Origin of the sequence: Pseudomonas vranovensis DSM 16006, from assembly GCF_000425805.1 — a bacterium.
GTDB lineage: Bacteria > Pseudomonadota > Gammaproteobacteria > Pseudomonadales > Pseudomonadaceae > Aquipseudomonas > Aquipseudomonas vranovensis.
The window spans coordinates 226,208-246,881 of record NZ_AUED01000004.1 but is presented as its reverse complement, the minus strand read 5'-3'; the positions used below and the strand labels follow the sequence as shown (position 1 = coordinate 246,881).

General features: G+C 62.2%; 19 protein-coding genes and 1 tRNA gene. 16 read left to right on the top strand and 4 right to left on the bottom strand.

The genetic code is table 11. The annotated features are described in order from the left end of the window. Positions 1–14 precede the first annotated feature (14 nt). The 4 genes from H621_RS0110820 (at position 15) to H621_RS0110805 (ending at position 4,092) form a co-directional block, all read left to right on the top strand. A complete protein-coding gene (locus H621_RS0110820) occupies positions 15–995 on the top strand; it encodes a Bug family tripartite tricarboxylate transporter substrate binding protein (protein WP_028943416.1) in 981 nt (326 codons plus the stop codon). Positions 996–1,081: 86 nt separating this feature from the next. Beyond that, positions 1,082–1,540, top strand: a complete 459-nt coding sequence (locus H621_RS0110815) for a tripartite tricarboxylate transporter TctB family protein (RefSeq protein WP_028943415.1) — start codon at positions 1,082–1,084, stop codon at positions 1,538–1,540. Position 1,541: 1 nt separating this feature from the next. Continuing rightward, the gene (locus tag H621_RS0110810) at positions 1,542–3,056 is read left to right on the top strand and encodes a tripartite tricarboxylate transporter permease (RefSeq protein ID WP_028943414.1); all 1,515 of its coding nucleotides are present in this window, start codon (positions 1,542–1,544) and stop codon (positions 3,054–3,056) included. Beyond that, complete coding sequence (locus tag H621_RS0110805; protein WP_028943413.1) at positions 3,049–4,092, top strand: AbrB family transcriptional regulator; 1,044 nt, start codon at positions 3,049–3,051, stop codon at positions 4,090–4,092. The genes H621_RS0110810 and H621_RS0110805 overlap by 8 nt, the downstream gene beginning before the upstream one ends. A 46-nt stretch (positions 4,093–4,138) precedes the next feature. Here the strand turns inward: H621_RS0110805 and ung are convergent, their stop codons facing one another. Further along, entirely contained in the window at positions 4,139–4,831 is a 693-nt protein-coding gene (ung, locus tag H621_RS0110800; RefSeq protein WP_028943412.1) for a uracil-DNA glycosylase, read from the bottom strand. A 127-nt stretch (positions 4,832–4,958) separates the two neighbouring features. Here ung and H621_RS0110795 point away from each other — a divergent pair, with 127 nt between their 5' ends. Next, a complete protein-coding gene (locus tag H621_RS0110795) occupies positions 4,959–6,065 on the top strand; it encodes an enoyl-CoA hydratase/isomerase family protein (RefSeq protein ID WP_028943411.1) in 1,107 nt (368 codons plus the stop codon). 5 nt (positions 6,066–6,070) lie between these two features. Here H621_RS0110795 and H621_RS27030 read toward each other — a convergent pair whose 3' ends face one another. Continuing rightward, complete coding sequence (locus H621_RS27030; RefSeq protein ID WP_084167952.1) at positions 6,071–6,445, bottom strand: hypothetical protein; 375 nt, start codon at positions 6,443–6,445, stop codon at positions 6,071–6,073. Between the two features lie 213 nt (positions 6,446–6,658). On the opposite strand from H621_RS27030, the gene H621_RS0110785 reads away from it, so the two are divergent. From H621_RS0110785 to H621_RS0110760, 6 genes are all read left to right on the top strand, one after another. After that, positions 6,659–8,152: a sensor domain-containing diguanylate cyclase gene (locus H621_RS0110785; protein WP_028943410.1), complete on the top strand. Its 1,494-nt coding sequence runs from the start codon at positions 6,659–6,661 to the stop codon at positions 8,150–8,152. Then, positions 8,145–8,366 (top strand): cysteine-rich CWC family protein, encoded by a 222-nt coding sequence (locus tag H621_RS0110780; protein WP_028943409.1) that lies wholly within the window; start codon positions 8,145–8,147, stop codon positions 8,364–8,366. Before H621_RS0110785 ends, H621_RS0110780 begins: the two co-directional genes overlap by 8 nt. Positions 8,367–8,393: 27 nt before the next feature. Then, the gene (locus tag H621_RS0110775) at positions 8,394–9,086 is read left to right on the top strand and encodes a pseudouridine synthase (protein WP_028943408.1); all 693 of its coding nucleotides are present in this window, start codon (positions 8,394–8,396) and stop codon (positions 9,084–9,086) included. Between the two features lie 320 nt (positions 9,087–9,406). Next, the gene (locus H621_RS0110770; protein WP_028943407.1) at positions 9,407–10,294 is read left to right on the top strand and encodes an alpha/beta fold hydrolase; all 888 of its coding nucleotides are present in this window, start codon (positions 9,407–9,409) and stop codon (positions 10,292–10,294) included. Positions 10,295–10,451: 157 nt separating this feature from the next. Then, positions 10,452–10,525 (top strand) — tRNA-Gly (locus tag H621_RS0110765). A 242-nt stretch (positions 10,526–10,767) separates the two neighbouring features. Beyond that, complete coding sequence (locus tag H621_RS0110760) at positions 10,768–12,456, top strand: SulP family inorganic anion transporter (protein WP_028943406.1); 1,689 nt, start codon at positions 10,768–10,770, stop codon at positions 12,454–12,456. Between the two features lie 58 nt (positions 12,457–12,514). Here H621_RS0110760 and H621_RS0110755 read toward each other — a convergent pair whose 3' ends face one another. Then, a complete protein-coding gene (locus H621_RS0110755) occupies positions 12,515–13,150 on the bottom strand; it encodes a LysE family translocator (protein WP_028943405.1) in 636 nt (211 codons plus the stop codon). A 69-nt stretch (positions 13,151–13,219) separates the two neighbouring features. Further along, positions 13,220–14,293, bottom strand: coding sequence for a glycerophosphodiester phosphodiesterase (locus H621_RS0110750; protein WP_028943404.1), 1,074 nt, complete (start codon positions 14,291–14,293; stop codon positions 13,220–13,222). Positions 14,294–14,403: 110 nt separating this feature from the next. Here H621_RS0110750 and H621_RS0110745 point away from each other — a divergent pair, with 110 nt between their 5' ends. The 5 genes from H621_RS0110745 (at position 14,404) to H621_RS0110725 (ending at position 20,649) form a co-directional block, all read left to right on the top strand. Then, a complete protein-coding gene (locus H621_RS0110745) occupies positions 14,404–15,426 on the top strand; it encodes a DUF4917 family protein (RefSeq protein ID WP_028943403.1) in 1,023 nt (340 codons plus the stop codon). Positions 15,427–15,511: 85 nt separating this feature from the next. Continuing rightward, positions 15,512–16,051: an RNA polymerase sigma factor gene (locus tag H621_RS0110740; protein WP_028943402.1), complete on the top strand. Its 540-nt coding sequence runs from the start codon at positions 15,512–15,514 to the stop codon at positions 16,049–16,051. Further along, positions 16,048–16,995 carry a FecR family protein gene (locus H621_RS0110735; protein WP_028943401.1) on the top strand — a complete coding sequence of 316 codons (948 nt, stop codon included), beginning with the start codon at positions 16,048–16,050 and terminating at the stop codon, positions 16,993–16,995. Before H621_RS0110740 ends, H621_RS0110735 begins: the two co-directional genes overlap by 4 nt. A gap of 113 nt (positions 16,996–17,108) precedes the next feature. Then, complete coding sequence (locus H621_RS0110730; RefSeq protein ID WP_036989689.1) at positions 17,109–19,661, top strand: TonB-dependent receptor; 2,553 nt, start codon at positions 17,109–17,111, stop codon at positions 19,659–19,661. Between the two features lie 100 nt (positions 19,662–19,761). Continuing rightward, positions 19,762–20,649 (top strand): DMT family transporter, encoded by an 888-nt coding sequence (locus H621_RS0110725; RefSeq protein WP_028943399.1) that lies wholly within the window; start codon positions 19,762–19,764, stop codon positions 20,647–20,649. Positions 20,650–20,674 lie beyond the last annotated feature (25 nt).

Here is a 20,674-nt window from a genome sequence, read left to right as displayed (position 1 = left end):
AACGGAGATAGACGATGACCTTTTCACTACGCCGTATTGCCCTTGCCACTGCCTGCCTGATGGTGACCGGCCACGCCCTGGCGGCCGAACCCAAGCGCCCTGAATGCATTGCCCCCGCCTCGCCTGGCGGCGGCTTCGACCTGACCTGCAAACTGGTGCAAAGCGCCCTGGTCAACGAGAAGATCCTCAGCAAACCCATGCGCGTGACCTACATGCCCGGCGGTGTCGGTGCAGTAGCCTACAACGCCGTAGTGGCCCAACGTCCGGCCGATGCCGGCACCCTGGTGGCCTGGTCGAGCGGTTCGCTGCTGAACCTGGCCCAGGGCAAATTCGGTCGTTTCGATGAGAACGCCGTGCGTTGGCTGGCCGCCGTCGGCACCAGCTACGGCGCTATTGCAGTGAAAAGCGACTCACCATACAAAACCCTCGATGATCTGGTCGCCGCGCTGAAAAAAGACCCGAGCAAAGTGGTGATCGGCTCCGGCGGTACGGTCGGCAGCCAGGACTGGATGCAGACGGCACTGATCGCCAAGGCCGCCGGCATCAACCCGCGCGACCTGCGCTATGTCGCCCTCGAAGGCGGCGGCGAAATCGCCACCGCGTTGCTCGGTGGGCACATCCAGGTGGGCAGTACCGATATTTCCGACTCCATGCCACACATCCAGAGTGGCGACATGCGCCTGCTCGCGGTGTTTGCCGAAAACCGCCTCGACGAACCGGAAATGAAAGACATTCCGACCGCCAAGGAACAGGGCTACGACATCGTCTGGCCGGTAGTGCGCGGCTTCTACATGGGGCCGAAGGTCACCGACGAAGAGTACGACTGGTGGAAAGCCTCATTCGACAAGCTGCTGGCTTCCGACGATTTCGCCCAGCTGCGCGACCAGCGCGAACTGTTCCCCTTCGCCATGACCGGCGCCGAGCTGGACACCTATGTGAAGAAACAGGTGGCCGACTATAAGGCCCTGGCCAAGGAATTCGGGCTGATTCAGTAAGCTTGCAACCCTCCTAAAGAGCATCACGGGGCAAGCTCGCTCCTACAGTAGGAGCGGGGTTGCCCTGCGAATAGAGGATTCCCCCAATGATCCTGCAACGCGTCTTCGCTTTGACGCTGCTGGCCGCCTGTGTGGCGCTGGCAGTCATGGCGTGGCCCTACCAGGCCGCGTTTTCCTACGAACCGGTCGGCCCTCGCGCCTTCCCCCTGTTGATGCTCGGCCTGATGGGCGTCGGTCTGCTGTACCTGGCCATTCGCCCTACCGCCATCGTGCGCAAGGACGACGACCCGGAGCTTGACCGCGAAACCCTGTGCAAGGTCGGCTTGTGTGTCTTGCTGCTGCTGGTGTTCGCCTCCACGTTCGAGTCGCTGGGCTTCATTGTCAGCAGCATCCTGATCGGTGTGCCGATGGCCCGCTTGTACGGCGGTCGCTGGCTGCCCAGTGCGGTCATCATCAGCCTGATGAGCCTCGCCCTGTACTGGCTGTTCGACCGCGTGATGGAAGTTCCACTGCCCCTTGGCCTGCTTGACGTTCTGGAGAACTGACATGGATACCCTTGGATATCTCGGCCAGGGTTTCGGCGTTGCGCTGAGCCCCTACAACCTGGTCACGGCCTTGTGCGGCACCCTGATCGGAACCGTGGTCGGCCTGCTGCCGGGCCTGGGCCCGATCAACGGCGTCGCCTTGTTGATCCCCATCGCTTTTGCCCTGGGGCTGCCGCCGGAGTCCGCGCTGATCCTGCTGGCGGCGGTGTACCTGGGCTGTGAATACGGCGGACGGATCAGCTCGATTCTGCTCAACATCCCCGGCGAAGCCTCCACGGTAATGACCACCCTCGATGGTTACCCCATGGCCCGCAAAGGCCTGGCGGGCGTGGCCCTGTCGCTGTCGGCATGGAGTTCGTTCATCGGCGCGTTCATCGCCACCTGCGGCATGGTGCTGTTTGCCCCGTTGCTGGCCAAGTGGGCGATTGCCTTCGGGCCCGCTGAATACTTCGTGCTGATGGTCTTCGCCATTATCTGCCTGGCCGGCATGGCCGGGGACAAACCGCTCAAGACCTTTATCGCCGCATTGATCGGCCTGTTCCTGTCGGGTGTGGGCATCGACGCCAACAGTGGTGTGTATCGCTTTACCGGTGACAGCGTCCACCTGGCCGACGGCATCCAGTTCGTCGTGCTGGTACTGGGCCTGTTCTCCATCAGTGAAATCCTGCTGCTGCTGGAAAAGACCCACCACGGCCACCAAGCGGTAAAAGCCACCGGGCGCATGATGTTCAACCTCAAGGAGGCGGCCTCGGTGTTCCTGGTGAACATTCGCTGCGGCGTCCTGGGCTTCATCATGGGCGTGTTGCCTGGCGCCGGTGCGACCCTGGCCAGTGCCGTGGCTTACATGACCGAAAAGAAACTGGCAGGTGCCAGCGGCAAGTTTGGCCAGGGTGACAAGCGTGGCCTGGCCGCACCGGAGACGGCCATTGGCGCTTCCTGCTGCGGCGCCCTGGTGCCGATGCTGACCCTCGGAGTTCCAGGCTCAGGTACCACTGCAGTGATGATCGGCGCCCTGACCCTCTACAACATCACCCCCGGCCCACTGTTGTTCCAACAGCAACCCGACATCGTCTGGGGCCTGATCGCCTCGCTGTTCATCGCCAACGTGATGCTGCTGATCCTGAACATTCCGATGGTGCGTATCTTCACCCGGATTCTCTCGGTGCCCAACTGGACCCTGGTGCCGGTGATCGCCATCATCACCGCGATCGGTGTGTACGCGGTGCATGCCACTACCTTCGACCTGTTCCTGATGATCGCCATCGGCATCTTCGGCTACATCCTGCGCAAGCTGGACTTCCCGCTGTCGCCGCTGCTGCTCGGCTTCATCCTCGGCGGCCTGATGGAACAGAACCTGCGCCGGGCGTTGTCGATTTCCAATGGTGGCCTGGAGATTCTCTGGTCCAGCCCAATCAGCATGACGGTCTGGGCGCTGACTGGCCTCATGGTGATCCTGCCGTTCGTGCGCATCTGGCGTAAACGCAGCCTCCAGCGTCGTGCCCTGGCCGATGTCTGATGGGCCATTGAAGCTGTATTGGGCCACTGGCCTGGTCGGCCTGGCTGGCGGATATCTCGCCAGCCTCATCGGCTGGCCGCTGCCGTGGATGGTCGGCTCGTTGCTGGCGATCATCCTCGTGCGCTGCCTGACGCCCTGGCAATTGACCGAGATTCCTGGTGGGCGAAAATGTGGCCAGTGGATCATTGGTATCGGCATCGGCCTGCACTTCACCCCGGCGGTGATCGAACAGGTGGCCAGCAACTTTGGCCTGATCTTCTGCGGAGCGCTGATTACCAGTGTCTCCAGCCTGGTCGGTATCTGGCTGTTGCGCCGTACCGGTGAAGACCGCGCCACCGCGTTCTTTGCCAGCATGCCGGGTGGTTCCGGGGAGATGGTCAACCTCGGCGCGCGCAACGGTGCGGTGCTCAGTCGGGTCGCTGCGGCCCAGAGCCTGCGAGTGCTGGCGGTGGTGCTGTGCGTGCCGGCGGTGTTCAAGTACTTGCTCGGCGATGGCGTGGCGATCACCCATGCCGGCAGTGTCAATTGGGGCTGGCTGGCAGTGATTTGCCCGTTGGGCATCTTGCTGGCAATGGTCTGGCAACGCATGAAACAACCCAACCCCTGGTTGTTCGGCCCGCTGCTGGTGGCCGCGGTGAGCAGTGTCGGCGCCGACTTGCAGATTGCCCTGCCCGATGGCGCCAGCCAGATCGGCCAGTGGTTGATCGGTAGCGGCCTGGGGTGTCACTTCAATCGTGCGTTCTTTCGGCGGGCACCGTCGTTCCTGGGCCGGACCCTGGTGGCCACGGCCCTGAGCATGCTGATCGCCGCCGCTGCTGCCTGGATCCTGAGCAACCTGACCCAGTTGGACCTGCGTTCGTTGACCCTGGGCATGATGCCCGGCGGTATTGCGGAAATGAGCCTGACGGCCGAAACCCTGCAACTGTCCGTTCCCTTGGTAACTGCGCTGCAGGTGATGCGCTTGCTGTTTGTGCTGTTCTTGGCCGAACCCTTGTTCCGCCACTGGCATGCCGAGCGCAGCACCCTGCCGGACTGACACAAAAAAAGGAAGCCTCGGCTTCCTTTGGTCTATCCCGCAACCCTCACAACGGCGGCAACGCCCATTCCACCGCTGCCAAACCGTGCTGCTCGAGAAACTTGTTGGTACGGCTGAAGTGCCCGCATCCCAAGAAGCCGCGATAGGCCGACAACGGTGACGGGTGTACCGACTTGAGCACCAGGTGTTTGGTGGCATCAATGAGCTTGGCCTTGCTCTGGGCATGGGCACCCCAAAGCAGGAACACCGTATTGGGCTGGTGCTCGCTGACGACCTCGATGACCCGATCGGTAAAGAACTCCCAACCTTTCTTGGCATGCGAGGCAGCATTGGCTCGCTCCACCGTCATGGTGGTGTTGAGCAGCAACACGCCCTGCTCCGCCCAACTTTGCAGGTACCCGTGCTTGGGAATCTCGATATTCAGGTCGCGCTGCAGCTCTTTGTAGATGTTGACCAGCGACGGCGGTGTCGGAATACCTGGCTGTACCGAGAAGCACAGACCGTGCGCCTGGCCTGGGCCGTGATAAGGATCCTGACCGAGGATGACCACCTTCACCTGGTCCAGCGGCGTGGAGTTGAGTGCGTTGAAAATCATCGGGCCAGGGGGGTAGATCTCTTTGCCGGCCGCATACTCCTGGCGTAGAAACTCGCGCAGTTGCTGCATGTAGGGCTGGTCGAACTCGGCGCGCAGCGCTTCTTTCCAGCTGGGTTCGAGTTTGATGCGATCGTCGTCAGTCATGGGGCCATCCGTAAACAATGGCGCGACACTAGGAAAGCTGCCGGTGCTTGTCAATCGTTCCGACCGGCGACCGGCACAATCACCAGCAGCGACCATACTTGTGCGGATCAGATGAGTGAGGCCGCCCATGCTTGTACAGTGCGAAGAACAGACCGGCGTCGATGGTGCCCGTCTCGGCATCGTCACCCTCAACAGCGAGAAAGCCCTCAATGCCCTGTCGCTGCCGATGATCGAGGTGATCGACCAGCAATTGGCCGAGTGGGCCGACAATCCGGACATTGTCTGCGTACTCCTGCGCGGCGCCGGGCCCAGGGCCTTTTGTGCCGGTGGCGATGTGCGCAGCCTGGTACAGGCATGTCGTGATCATCCCGGCGAGGTTCCACCGCTGGCCGCGCGTTTTTTTGCCGCTGAGTATCGCCTGGACTACCGTCTGCATACGTACCCGAAACCCTTGTTGTGCTGGGGGCATGGTCATGTGCTCGGCGGCGGCATGGGATTGCTCCAGGGCGCCCGTGTGCGCATCGTCACCCCCAGCAGCCGCCTGGCCATGCCGGAGATCAGCATCGGCCTGTACCCGGATGTCGGCGCCAGTTGGTTTCTGGCCCGCATGCCCGGCAAGCTCGGCCTGTTCCTGGGCTTGACCGGCGCCCCCCTCAATGCCCGCGATGCGCTGGACCTGGACCTGGCCGATCGCCTGTTGGGGGAAAACCAGCAGGAAGAACTGATCGACGACCTGCTGCAGTTGAACTGGCAGGAACAGACCGCACTGCAACTGAACAGCCTGCTCAAAGCCCAGCAACAGCGCGCCCGGACCGACATGCCCGAAGCCCAGTGGCTGCCCCGTCGGGAAAAAATCGATGCGTTGCTCGATGTCGCCGATCCGGTCTGTGCCTGGCGGGCGATCGTGCAACTGCGCAACAGCAGCGACCCACTGTTGGCCAAGGCCGCGCAAACTTTGCAGGAAGGCTGCCCTCTGACGGCGCACCTGGTCTGGGAGCAGATTCAGCGCGCACGGCACCTGTCACTGGCCCAGGTATTCCAGATGGAATACGCCATGAGCTTGAACTGCTGCCGGCATCCGGAGTTCAGCGAAGGTGTGCGGGCGCGCCTGATCGACAAGGACCAGAAGCCGCGCTGGCACTGGCCGGACATTGCCAAGGTGCCAGCACCGGTCATCGCCGCGCACTTTGCCAAAGTATGGGAAGGCCGCCATCCACTGGCAGACCTGATCTGAACTACCTAGCGATGCCACTTGCGGTCATAGCGACCGTCGCGGTTGCGATCATGGCGTGAGGGGGCTTGCCGGTAACGGTCATACCCACGGCCCGGATAGGACTTGTAGTAATGCTCTGGCGCCGAACGGTAATAGTGCGGCGTGGAGCGGTAATAGTGGGGAGGTGGGCGGTAGTACTGCGGCGGAGCCGAGTAATAGCGCTGCTGCGGCACGACATAATAGCCGCGGTTGTAGGGATAGGCTGGCCGGGAGTAACCCGGATAACCATAACGGTCGGCGGTGTAGATCTCGGTGCGGTGGTAGTAACCATTTCCTCCATAAGGGACACACGCGGCGGTCAGCGAACTCAGCACTGCAATCAGCAAAAGTCGGCGATACATGGCGGCCTCCCGGACCGCTGAACTGCCCATCCCAGCGGCGCTGGTCGGCGTCGATCGGCAAGCGTTCATCGACACAGATTAAGACCGTGCAAAGCTGATCCGGTGCCCGCCCTGCAATAATTTGAAACAACGCCGATAACCTCAAACTTTGTCCAGTTATTTTCCGGCCACACCACTAGAATGAACGCCACTGGCCTAGATCAAGGGAATGTCATGCCGTCTCGCTCCGCCCTGTTTTCGCAGCGCTCGCTGATACTGACCTTGCTGCTGTTGCTTGGCTGCGGCTTTCTGGCCACCTCCCTGATCAGTTATTTCGCCTCACGCAGCGCTATTCGCGACAGCATCGTCAACACCGAACTGCCGCTGACCTCCGATACCGTGTACTCCGAGATCCAGAAGGACCTGGTTCGGCCGATCCTGATTTCCTCGATGATGGCCCACGATACCTTCCTGCGTGACTGGGCCCTTGAAGGTGAACACGATCCGCAGCAACTGTCCCGCTACCTGAACGAGATCATGGGCCAATACCGGGCCTACACCGCCTTTTTTGTCTCCAGCCGCACGGGTAACTACTACCAGGCGCAAAAAGGCGTACTCAAAAAGATCGACCCGAACGAACCCCGTGACGCCTGGTACGGCCGTGTTCTGAAAATGGACGATCCCTACGAAATCAACGTCGACCTGGACATGGCCAACCAGGACCGGCTCACGGTGTTCATCAACTACCGCATGTTCGACTACGACGGCAACTTCATCGGTGTCACCGGTATCGGGCTCACGGTCGAAGCGGTGGTGCGCCTGATCGACGACTACCAGCAGCGCTACCAGCGCCAGGTATTCTTCGTCGATCCCCAAGGGCGTGTGGTACTCACCGGTTCCAATGGCGGCCCCCATGGCGCGCGGACCGGCCAGTCACTGCGCGAACTGGGCGGGTTGCGCGATCTGCTGAAGCAAATGCCAGTGCCGGTCAGCGGCAGCCATGAGTACCGCAATGACGCAGGTCGCAGCCACTTTCTCAACATCCGCCTGGTGCCTGAACTGAACTGGTACCTGTTCGTCGACAAACGCGAAGATGGCGCACTGGACAACGTGCGTCAGTCGCTCTACCTGAACCTGGCGATCTGCACCATCATTGGCCTGGTGGTGCTGTCGCTGCTCAATGCCATGGTCAAACGCCATCAAGAAAGCATCGAAGCCCTGGCGACGCTCGACAGCCTGACCGGCCTGCCCAACCGTCGAGGCTTCGACCTGCTGGCAGCGCAGGCCCTGCAGGAGTCCCGGCGTGAGCCCAATCCATTGGTGGCGCTGTTGATCGACCTGGATCACTTCAAGGCACTCAACGACACCCACGGTCACCTGGCCGGCGATGAAGTACTGCGCCAATTTGCCCAGGTGCTGGAGAACTGCCTGCGCCAGGCAGACATCATCTGCCGCTGGGGCGGCGAAGAGTTCATCGTCCTGCTCAAGGACACCGACGGCGCGCGCGCCCGGGAAATCGCCGAAAAGATCCGTCAGCGTACCGAGGAGCTGGCCTTCAACTTCGCCGGCAAACCGATCAGACTGACCACCAGCATCGGCTTGAGCACCCTGCAGCGCGAAGATACCCTGGACAGCCTGATCGCCCGCGCCGACCATGCGCTGTACCGTGCCAAACAAAGCGGACGCAATCGCGTCTGCACAGAGATGCCCAGGTCCGACAATGAGTGATCCCCAACGCTGCCCTGCCTGCGGCGCCAGCAATCGCTGCAGCCTCGCCGACCCGCGTACTGCCGCCAAGGCCTGCTGGTGCTACAGCGTCAGCATCGACCCCAAGGTGCTTGAAGCCTTGCCCGCCGAGCTACGCAACAAGGCCTGCCTGTGCCCCGCCTGCGCCCAGGTACTGGAACAACTGGACGCAGCAAAAGCAGCCAGCGACCGTTAAACTGCCACGCCCAGCCCCCGGCCTTGTATGCGTCTCGATCGTTTCCTCAGCAACCTGCCCTGCTTCAACCGCCAACAAGTACGCCTGTTACTGGTGGAGCGGCGCGTGCGTGTGGACGGCTATTGCGTGAGCGACCCGCGCCTGGAAGTACGCGACTTCAGCCGCATCGAAGTAGACGACCAATTGTTGCAGGCCGGGCGCCCGGCCCGTTACCTGATGCTGCACAAGCCCCAGGGTTGCGTCAGCGCCACTCAGGACCCGGAACCCCCCACCGTGCTGGACCTGATCGACGAAGCGAACAAGCACGAGCTGCACATAGCCGGGCGCCTGGACTACAACACTACGGGCCTGATGCTGCTGACCAACGATGGCCAATGGTCGCGGCGACTGACCCAACCGAAAACCAAACTGCCCAAGGTCTACTACGTAGAGACCGAGCAAGTGATCGAACCCCGTTACATCGACACCTTTGCCCAGGGCTTGTACTTCGCCTTTGAAGACCTCACCACCCTGCCCGCCGAACTGACCCTCATTGGTCCGCGCAGTGCCCGCCTGAGCATCGTTGAAGGCCGCTATCACCAGGTCAAGCGCATGTTCGGCCACTTCGACAACAAGGTGCTGCGCCTGCACCGCGAGCGCATGGGCCCGCTCACCCTCGATCCAGGCTTGCGCCCGGGCGAGTACCGAGCGCTCTATCCCGAAGAAATCCAGGCGATCTGAGCCGGCGACCGCTTGGCGGAAAAATTCCGTCAATTGCCCCAAAGGCACTTGCGGGTTGGTTCGCTGCCTGCTTGAATCCAATCGTCGGTCTGCATGTGACTTACCAGTCACGCCCGTAGTCCAAGACACCTTTTTGCTGGCTACCGATGCCTCGATGCACTGGAGTCCGGCAGATTGCCCACCTAGAACAATACCCGTCGACCAGGCATTAGCGGATCGACAAGGGCCCTCGGTTTCTCTTCAAGGCGTATGCCTACCTGTCATAAAGAACGCGCATCCTTGCATGTGCGAACACCCTTTTTGCGCCAGGAGTCGACGACATGAGGCCAGAAATTGCTGTGCTTGATATACAAGGTCAGTATCGGGTTTACACGGAGTTCTATCGCGCAGATGCCGCCGAGAAGACGATCATCCTGATCAATGGATCATTGGCCACCACGGCCTCCTTCGCCCAGACGGTGCGCAGCCTGCATCCACAATTCAACGTCGTGCTCTACGATCAGCCCTACGCCGGCAAGTCCAAGGCGCACAACCGCCACGAGCGGCTGCTGACCAAGGAAACGGAAGGGCAGATCCTGCTGGAGCTTATCGATCACTTCGCCGCCGACCACGTCATGTCGTTCTCCTGGGGCGGCGCCTGCACCTTGCTGGCCCTGGCGCACAAGCCGCGGCGCATTCAGAAGGCCGTGGTCAGCTCGTTCTCGCCGGTGATCAACGAACCGATGCGCGACTACCTGGAAAAGGGCTGCCAGTACCTCAGCGCCTGCGACCGCTACAACGTCGGCAACCTGGTCAACGACACCATCGGCAAACACCTGCCGTCGCTATTCAAGCGCTTCAACTACCGGCACGTGAGCAGCCTGGATAACCACGAGTACGCGCAGATGCACTTTCACATCAACCAGGTGCTCGACCACGACCTGAACAACGCACTGCGCTCGGCCCGTGTGATCGACATCCCGGTACTGTTCATGAACGGTGAGTGGGACGAATACACCACCATCGATGACGCCCGGCAGTTCAGCCAGCACGTGCGCAACAGCCACTTCAGCGAAATCCGTGCTGCCGGCCACTTCCTGGACATGGAACACAAAGCAGCCTGCAATCAGACTCGCGATGCCTTGCTGGGTTTCCTCAAGCCGGCAGCCGTGCGTGAACCTCGTGTCCATTACCAGTACGGCCAGGAGCACCATGCACTGGCGATCTGAAACCCCTGGACGGCGGTAGCGCAGCCTCCTGCATCAGCGGCCCGTTGGGGCAGAAGGAAGATGCAAGACCTTGCGCTACCCGCCACCGATCACCGCCTTTATTTCCAGGCAAGGCTTCAAATCGCAGTGCGCTTCTGGTACAACGTCTGGCCTGAAAGCGGGTGTCGTATAATGGCATTACTCCAGCTTCCCAAGCTGATAACGAGGGTTCGATTCCCTTCACCCGCTCCAGTTTCCACACGGTTTCAGCACACCTGAAACGCAGGCTTACCTCTCTGGCGAGCCACCTGTCTCCGGCCCAAGGCCAATCCCCTCCCCACTCTGTTGATTACCCTCCTGTCCCGACATACCCGTCTCGGGCTGAACAACGCTGTCTTTTGATCTGGCGCGCTGCTACGTCGGACCAAGGTGCGCTTTAATGTCCGATACCGCGCTTTCCCGCCACGTCGCGAAACACTCGAAAGGACCCGTTCATGTTTCTCTCCCGCTGGCTTCCGGGCCTTTCCAATCTGCTCCATTACCGCCGCGAGTGGTTTCATGCCGACCTGCAGGCCGGTCTGTCGGTGGCGGCAATCCAGATTCCAATTGCCATCGCTTATGCGCAGATCGTCGGACTGCCGCCGCAATACGGCCTGTACGCCTGCATCCTGCCAATGATGGTCTATGCCCTGATCGGCAGTTCACGGCAGCTGATGGTCGGCCCTGATGCGGCCACCTGCGCCATGGTTGCCGGTGCCATTGCGCCACTGGCCATGGGCGATCCACAGCGGCTGGCGCAACTGTCGGTGATTATCACGGTGCTGGTGGGGTTGATGTTGATCGGTGCGGGGGTGGCACGCGCTGGTTTTATCGCGAGCTTCTTCTCTCGGCCCATCCTGATCGGCTACTTGAACGGTATCGGCTTGAGCCTGCTGGCCGGGCAATTGGGCAAAGTGCTGGGATTTCGCATCGAGGGCGATGGTTTCATCCTGAGCCTGATCAACCTGCTGCAACGCCTCGGCGAAATCAAGTGGATGACCCTGAGCATCGGCCTTGCCGGGCTGGCCTTGCTGATCTGGCTCCCCCGACGCTACCCGCGCCTGCCCTCAGCATTGGTGACCGTAGTGTTGGCGACCCTGGTCGTCGGGTTGTTCGGTCTGGATCGCTATGGGGTGGCGGTGCTTGGCCCGGTGCCGGCCGGTATCCCGCAACTGGCCTGGCCACAAACCAACCTCGCGGAAATGAAAAGCCTGCTGCGTGACGCCCTGGGTATCGCCACGGTGAGTTTTTGCAGCGCCATGCTCACCGCGCGCAGTTTCGCCGCCCGCCACGGCTATGCGATCAACGCCAACCATGAATTCCTGGCCCTTGGGGTGACCAACATCGCCGCCGGGGTTTCCCAGGGGTTTGCCATCAGCGGTGCCGATTCGCGCACCGCCGTCAACGACATGGTCGGCGGTAAAAGCCAACTGGTGGGGATTATCGCCGCCCTGGTGATTGCCGTGATCCTGCTGTTCTTCACCGCACCCATGGCCTGGATTCCGCAGGCGGCCTTGGGGGCGGTGCTGCTGATGGCCGGCTGGGGCCTGATCGATGTGAAATCCCTGGGGCGGATCTACAAGCTCAGCCGCTTCGAGTTCTGGCTGTGTGTACTGACCACCATCGGCGTGCTGGGTGTCGGCGTGCTGCCAGGCATCATCATCGCCGTGACATTGGCCATCCTGCGCCTGCTCTACAGCATCTACCAGCCTACCGATGCAGTACTGGGCTGGGTGCCGGGTATCGAAGGCCAGGTCGACATTCGTCGGCACAAGGATGCGCGCACGGTGCAAGGGCTGGTGGTGTATCGCTTTGACGATGCGATCCTGTTCTTCAATGCCGACTACTTCAAAATGCGCCTTCTGGAAGCAGTGCAGCGTGAAGACGAACCGCGGGCGGTGCTGTTCGACGCCGAGGCGGTCAGCTCCATTGATGTGAGTGGCATATCGGCATTGCGGGAGGTGCGCGACACCCTCCACGCACGTGGCATTCACTTCGGTATCGCCCGGGCCCAGGGGCGCTTCCTGCGCATGTTGGTGCGCTCAGGAATTGCCCGCGAGATGGAAGACGGCATGCTGTTCGGCTCGGTGCGCTCGGGGATACGGGCGTATCGGGTGTGGCGCAACCGGATGCGCAAGGAATGATCGCGGGGCAAGCCCGCTCCTACTGGTAGGAGCAGGCTTGCCCCGCGATGCGATCCCCTCAGGAACGCGGCATCAGCCCTGGCAATGCATGCATCAGGGCGTTGATGGCAAAGCCGATGAACATCACCCCGCAAGCACGGGTGATCCACAGTTCATAGCGGGTGTAGAGGGTGCGCACATGACGGGCGCCAACAATGGCGATGAGGATCACATATGCCAGCAGGCCGCCCAGAAAACTCAAGGCAATCAGCGCCGGCAGCATCGACCACTCCAGGGTTTCGGCGCGGCTGGAGATCAGCGCTGTGAAGGTCGCCACTGCCACCGGATAGGCCTTGGGGTTGGTCAGGCCGAAGACGATGCCATGCCAGAACGGCTTGCGCACCGGCCCTTGCTCGCCATTGCCGTTGCCCGGGCGGCTGCGCAGGGCACGAAAGCCCAGCCAGAACAGGTAGAGACCACTGACCAATCCGAGGATGTCGAACACCGAGCTGCCAATCTGCCGGGCACCGACGATCGCCACCAGCGCCGTGCTGCACCAGAGCACATCACCCAGCAGGTGCCCGCAGAGAAACCCGGCCCCGGCCTTGCGCCCGCGGGAGGCGCCAATGCCCAATACTGCGAGCACACCCGGGCCCGGGGTGATGCCATAGATAAATCCGGAGGCCAGCACGGCAAGCAGCAGCGAAAAGGTCATGGGCAAGTGAATCCTGAGCGATTGCCAAAGCGCGGAGTCTACGGTAGGCGCAGGCGCCAGACCAGATCATCAATAGCCGTTGGCGTCGAGAATCTGCGCCTCGCCAAGAGGCAATGAGCGAGAGAAATAGCGCAGCAATTGACCGCTGCGGTTGGTGAAGATGCCATCGACCCCCGCCGCCAGCACCTTGTCGAAATCCACCGTCTCATCGACGGTGTACACATGCACCAGCAAGCCCTTGTCGTGAGTCATGCGGTTCATCCACGGCTGCACCAGGTCGGCATAACTCTGCGCGCCGCCCGCCGTGCGTGCCGCAGACGGTCCGGTGCCGATAGCGCCCGCCGCTTTGGCGTAATCGAGCCAGCGCTCGAACTCGGCCTTGCTGCTGGGTTGCTGGCGGGCATAGAACGCGGCCTTGTCGGTCTCGCCCGACTCGACAAAGGTCTGCCCCGAGGCCGACGCCATGCCACCCTTGCCGACCCACAACAGCAGCACCTTGGGTACCTGCGGCATGTGCTGGTGCAGCAGCGCCAGGCTGTTGCGGTCAAAACTCTGCAGTACCACCCGGCCGGGTTTGTCCAGCCAGCCACGGGCCTGCAACGTCGCCTTCAGGTCCGCCTCGATACCGGGGAACAGGCTTGGCACCTTGGTCTCGATGTACAGCCCGGGACGACGCTGCGAATTGCCCTGGGCAATGTCCATCACCTCGTCGAGGGTGAGTATCTGCTGGCCGTTGAAACGCTCACGGGCGCGTTCGGGGTAGGCCTGGTTGAACCAGCTGCCGGCATCCAGCGACTTGAGCTCAGCCAGGGTGAAGGCGCTCACCGGGCTGTTCCGGCGTTCGGGAAAGCGCTGGGCCACATCGCTGGTGCGTTGCAGGTCATCATCGTGTACCGCCACCAGCACACCGTCCCGGGTGCGCTGCAGGTCCAGCTCCAGATAGTCGGCGCCCAGCTCCCGGGCCAGCACATAGGCTGGGGCGGTGGATTCCGGAGCATCGAACGAAGCGCCGCGATGAGCGATCACCGCCGGATACGGGATACCCTGCCTGGCCGCCAGCTCACTGCCCTGCCCCGCGTCGACCAGCCCGGCCAGCGGCAGCACCGCCAGACAGCACCAGCGACGCACGCTCTTACCCCTCATGAGCATTCCTCTTCATTGATCGCGAACCCAGCATAGTCGCCGAACCTGATGACAAGGGTGTTGCGTGCTAAAGTCGCGCCGATCGAAACACATGCCGAACAGAGAACCTCATGCCCCACGCCGACCTCGACGCCAGCCTTCACCTCTGGCCAGACCTGAACCGCGCACACCCCAGCACCGGCCTGCTGCTGGGCAATGGTGCCAGTCGTGCGCTGTGGCGACCCTTCACCTATTTTTCGCTGTTCGAAGAAGCCCAGCGGGTGCGGCACAAGCCTCTGAACCTGACCGACCAGGCCCTGTTCAAGTCCCTGGGCACCGAACTGTTCGAGCCGGTGCTCAGTGCCCTGAACGCCACAGTGCGCATCAATGCCGCCCTGGCCGTCAGCTCGTCGGCGCCGCTGAATCGCTACTACACCATCAAGGAAGCGCTGATCCACGCCGTGCGCAGCGTGCATGTTCCCTGGCGGTTGCTGCCGATCAACACCCTGCAACGCCTCAATGCCGAGCTGCGCACCTACCAGAGCGTCTATTCGAGCAACTACGACCTGCTCTGCCACTGGGCAGCCAGCCAGGCGCCGGAAGGCTTCCAGCCGTTGTTCGATGAAGAGGGCCACTTCGATATCCGTCAGACCCGTCGCCCCGGCACCCGCCTGCTGTACCTGCACGGCGGCCTGCACCTGCTCAAGCAACCCGACGGCAGCACTCGTCAACGCAGCGCCAGCGATGGTCAATTGCTCGATGGCTTTGCAGTGAACACCCCGGGTGACGTGCCGTTGTTCGTCAACGAAGGCAGCAGCGACGACAAACTCAAGGCCATCCGCAGCTCCGACTACCTGAGCTGGTGCCTGGGCGAACTGGCGGTGCATCAGGGCGGGCTATGCCTGTTCGGCCAGCACCTGGACAACAGCGACCGCCACCTGCTGCAAGCCATCAAGCAGGCACGCCCGACGCACCTGGCGATTGCCATACGGCCCTTGAGCGAGGCTTCGATCATCAGCCAGAAGCAGCACTTCACCCAACGCTTTGCAGACACGCCTGGGCTGGCCCTGCATTTCTTCGACGCCACCAGCCACCCACTGGGCGCCACAGACCTGGAAGTCCCCGTTCCGGTAACAACACGCAAGCGACGTTGAGCCGATACGATTTACCCATAGCAAATGACAATTATTCTCGATACCATTCGCAACTTTCCGCCCTGCGCGTTCCTGGAAAGTTTGCATGCAACGCCCCAAACCCGACCCCATAGCCCATGACACTTGTCGTGGGTTCTATGCCGACATCCTGCACTTTTTGCGCAAGCGCACCGACAATGCCAGCGATGCCGCCGACATGACCCAGGACGTGTTCACCCAATGGTTGGGGTATCGGGATCGCGCCCGCGTGGAGCAGCCTCGGGCGTTCCTGTTTCAGGTGGCGCGCAACCTGTTGAGCGATCACTGGCGCCGGCAGAAGGTACGCCACACCGTGCTTGAAGAAAGTACCGAGGCCGATGAGCAGGCGCCAGCCGACACCCGCAGCGATCCGCTTCACCACGTCCAGCACCAGCAACGCCTGGACCAGCTCAAACAGGTACTCGCCGAGCTCTCGCCGCGCCGCCGCGAAGCCCTTATGCTGCACCGTTTCGAAGGTTTGACGCAGGCACAGATCAGTGAACGCATGGGCATTTCGGTGAGCATGGTGGAAAAACACATTGCCGCAGCCCTGCTGCAGTGCAAGCAACGCCTGGACAGTGAAAACGGCATGGAGCAGCCAGAATGAACCCCACTCTCGGCACCGAAAAGCCTTCGGTCGATGCCCAGGCTTCCAGCTGGTTTTCCCATAACCGCAACAACCCTTCGCGCGAGGCCCGCAAGGCGTTTGCACAGTGGATGCAGCATCCCGAACATGCTCGCGCCTACACCCAGTTCGAACAGCTATGGGATGACCTCGCCGAACTCACGCAGATGAACCCGCCCGTGCCCCTCGTGCCACGCAAGGCCCGGCACTGGCGCCCGGCACTGGCGACTGCCGCGGCACTGTTGTGTGCCTTGCTGGTGGGCAACCTGGGTGGGGTACCTGGTCACTCCAGGCAGACCGTGGCGGTCAACAGCGAACCCCAGACCCTGACGCTGCCCGACGGCAGTCAGATGAACGTCAACGCCCACACGCGCCTGCGCATCGAGTTCGACGCCGAGCGCCGGCTGATTCACCTGGATCAGGGACAGCTGTTCATCGACGTCGCCGCCGACAAGGAGCGCCCGCTGTTCGTCGATGCCGGCAGCGCCGTGGTGCGCGTGGTCGGCACCGCCTTCGACCTGCGCCGCGGCCAGCGGGAGCTGGTGCTGAGCGTGGCCCACGGCCAGGTTGCCCTCGACACGCCGGGCGAGGCACACGACCCGGCCCTGCTCGGCGCACGCCAGCGCGCCATCTACGATCCTGCCCGCGGCAGCCTCAGCGTGCAGACCGTAAGCGATGAGGACGTTGCCGACTGGCGCAACGGCCACGTGACCTTTCGCAACCGCAAGTTGAGCAGCCTGATCGATGAGATTTCGCTCTACCGCCCAGCTGCGATCGTGTTGGCCGACCCTGCCCTGGGCCAATACAAGGTCTCGGGCAACTTCGACGTAAACGACCCCGACGCCCTGCTCAACGCCTTGCCGGCGCTGCTACCGGTCAAGACCGTAACCCTGGCCGACGGACGCCTGCAGATCGAGCGCAAATAAAAAGCTGAGAATATTTTTCATTCGCATATGAGGATTTTGCGCAACACCACGTCTTCCTCCCGTCTGCGTCGTCATTGCAGGCCTTTTTGGCTTTTGCCGTACTGGGGGATTTCATGTTGTCTGCGTTTCGTTCGTTCACACCGTTGTCTGCCCGTCCATCGCTGCTGGCAGCCTGCCTGGCCCTGAGCCTGCAGGCCGAGGCGGCGCCGGTGGCGCTCAACCTGCCGCCACAGTCGCTGGCCGCCTCGCTGAGCCAGTTGGCCCAGCAGGCCAAGGTGCAATTGCTGTTCGACGAAACGTTGCTGCGCAGTGTGCAGGCCCCGGCACTCAAGGGTGCTTTCGAGGCCGAGGACGCCATCGCCCAACTGCTGCGCAACAGCCGCTTCGCCGTGGTCAAGGTCGGCAGCACCTATGTGGTACGCCTGCGCGAAGACGACCCGACCGCCGACAACGGTATCCAACTCGGCGCCTTGAGCATCGTTGGCGATGGCCAGCAAGTGGACCCGAGCACCGTCGGCCGCTCGACCCTGACCCAGGAAGAGATCGACCGCTACCAACCCAGCAACATTCCCAGCGTGCTCTCAACCCTGCCCGGTGTGAACATGGGCGGTTCGGCCAAGCCCGGCGGCCAGACCATCAACATCTGGGGCCTGGGTGACGCCGAAGACGTGCCGATGACCGTCGACGGCGCCACCAAGAGCGGCTTTGAGCGTTATCAACAGGGCACCGTGTTCATCGAGCCGGAGCTGATCAAGAGCATCGAGGTCGAAAAGGGCCCGCACTCGATCTACACCGGCAACGGCGGCTTTGGCGGCAGCGTCAACATGACCACCAAGGATGCCCCGGACCTGTTGCAGGAAGGCCGCAACAGCGGCGCCATGGTCAAGTACGGTTATGCCAGCAACGACCATCAGCAAGTCTACAGCTCGGCCCTGTTCGGCCGCACCGACGATGGCCGCATGGATGCCCTGGTCTACCTGACCAAGCGCGACGGCGACGACATGAAACTGGCCGGCACCCTGCCCGACCCCGAGAACGATTACCCGATCAACCCCAAGCGCCTGCCCAACAGCGCCCTGGACCTGGACGGCGCGTTACTCAAGTTCAATTTGCACCTGACCGACGAGCACAGCCTGGGGTTTTCCTGGTCGCGCTCGGAAAGCGAACGTTGGGCACCGTTCTCGTCCACGTCCTACCCGACGCCGCCGACTCAGTCCGACATCGACAAGTACGGCTACGAAAACGCCCTCAAGCGCTTTTTGGCCAATCGCACTACCACCGACACCACCTGGTCGACCACCTACAAGTACCAACCCATCGAAAACCCGCTGGTAGACCTGCAGGTGAAGTACTCGGTGTCGGATACCGAGCAGACCGACGAGCGTGACGAAACTGCGTTCTTCCAGCCGGCCACCGGCGGGCGCAAGATGGACACCGAGTACACCGACCAGATGCTCGACGTGCGCAACACCAGCCTGTTTTCTACCGGCCCGCTGGAACATGCGCTCTCTGCAGGTTTCCAAGTGCGCCGCCACGAGCGCGACACGCAGATGTGGATGCCGGGCAAAACCTATGACGTCCCCAAATACAACTACGGTCGCTATCAGCCGTACTTCATGCCCAGTGGCAGCGTCGACAGCCAGGGCTACTTCATCCAGGACGCCATCACCCTCGGTGAAGTGACCATCACGCCGTCCCTGCGTTACGACCACGTCGCCAACAAGGGCAAGGAAAACCAGGCGCCGTACTACAACGATCCGAAGATGGGCCACGACTACAGCGAGAAAACCTACAGCGGCTGGTCGCCGCGCCTGTCGGTGTTCTGGAAGGCCAGCGAGCAGACGGCATTCTTCGCCGACTACAGCAAGACCTGGCGCGCCCCAGTGCTGGATGAACAATACGAAGTCCAGGGCATCGGCAGCCGCACCGCCAGCAGCCGCAACCTGGACCCCGAGCGCATCACCGCCCTGCGCGCCGGCAACATCACCAACCTGTCCGACGTCTTCACCGACCGAGACAGTGTGCAGATCCGCACCACCCTGTTTCGCAACGAGATCAAGGACGAGATTTTCAAGGCCACCGGCATCGGTTGCCCGGAGCAACTGGTCACTGGCGAGAGCATTTCCAAGTCCTGCGGTGGGGGCTTGATGTCCAACTACCGCAACATCAAGAGCGTGACCATCAAGGGTTTCGAGGTTGAAAGCTTCTACGACTCGACCTACCTGTTCGGCTCGGTGTCGTACTCGTGGATCACCGGCCGCCATGAAGGGGCCTACACCAACCCCTGGGGGCCAGACGTATGGGCCAAGGACATTCCCGCGCCGAAGTGGATCACCACCCTGGGTGTGAAGATCCCCAGCTGGGATGCCAAGGTGGGTTGGCAGGCGCAGTTCGTGCGCAAGACCGACCGCCTGCCCAGCGACAACTACCGCGAAGGCCCGGGCAGTGCCCTGGGTGACCGCTACTACGACCACTACGCAAACGATGACTACGAGATCCACGGCCTGTTCGCCAACTGGAAGCCCCGGCAGCCATACCTCAAGGGCACCGAGGTCAACTTCACCGTCGACAACCTATTCGACAATGACTATCGCTCCGAACTCAGCGGTGAATACGCTTACAGCCAGGGTCGCAACGCCAAGGTCAGCATCACTCGTTTCTTTTAGGCAGCGCGAACTGTACGGATGAACTTGTGACCAACTGTAACAAGATCATCGGCGTCGCCTGTGGCTCAATGGAACCACTTACCCGCCACAGGCGTTTGCCATGTCCAGCCGCGAAAACACCGGGATGGTCCTTGGGCTTCTCGGTGTCATTATCTTCAGCCTGACCCTGCCCATGACCCGCATCGTCGTGCAGGAACTGCACCCCCTGCTCAACGGCCTTGGGCGCGCCCTGCTGGCGGCGATTCCGGCGGCGGCGCTGCTGCTGTGGCGGCGGGAAAAGTGGCCGACCTGGCAGCAGATCAAGGGCCTGAGCCTGGTAGCGCTGGGCGTGATCCTTGGCTTTCCGGTGTTGTCGGCCTGGGCCATGCAGAGCGTACCGGCCTCCCATGGCGCCCTGGTCAACGGCCTGCAACCGCTGTGCGTGGCCTTCTATGCGGCGTGGCTGTCCCATGAACGCCCGTCAAAAGCCTTCTGGGCCTGCGCGGCACTGGGCAGTGCGCTGGTGTTGGTGTACGCAGTCATCATGGGCGCAGGACAGATCCAGGCCGGCGACCTGCTGATGTTGGCGGCAATTGCCGTCGGCGGCCTGGGGTATGCCGAAGGCGGCAGGCTGGCGCGGGAGATGGGTGGTTGGCAGGTGATCTGCTGGGCGCTGGTGCTGTCGGCGCCGCTGTTGCTTGGGCCGGTGGTGTACTTGGCCTTGCAGCATCAAGGGCCAGTGAGTGCCAAGGCCTGGGGGGCGTTTGGCTATGTGTCGCTGTTCTCGCAATTCATTGGCTTCTTTGCCTGGTATGCGGGGCTGGCGCTGGGCGGGATTGCGCGGGTAAGCCAGATCCAGTTGCTGCAGATCTTCTTCACCATCGCCTTTTCGGCGCTGTTCTTTGGTGAACAGGTCGAGCCGATTACCTGGGTGTTTGCGGCGGGCGTGATCGGCACCGTGGTGCTGGGGCGCAAGACCCGTGTGTACCCGGCAGCGCAGACCACCTGACAGCACCGACACTGTAGCCACTGCC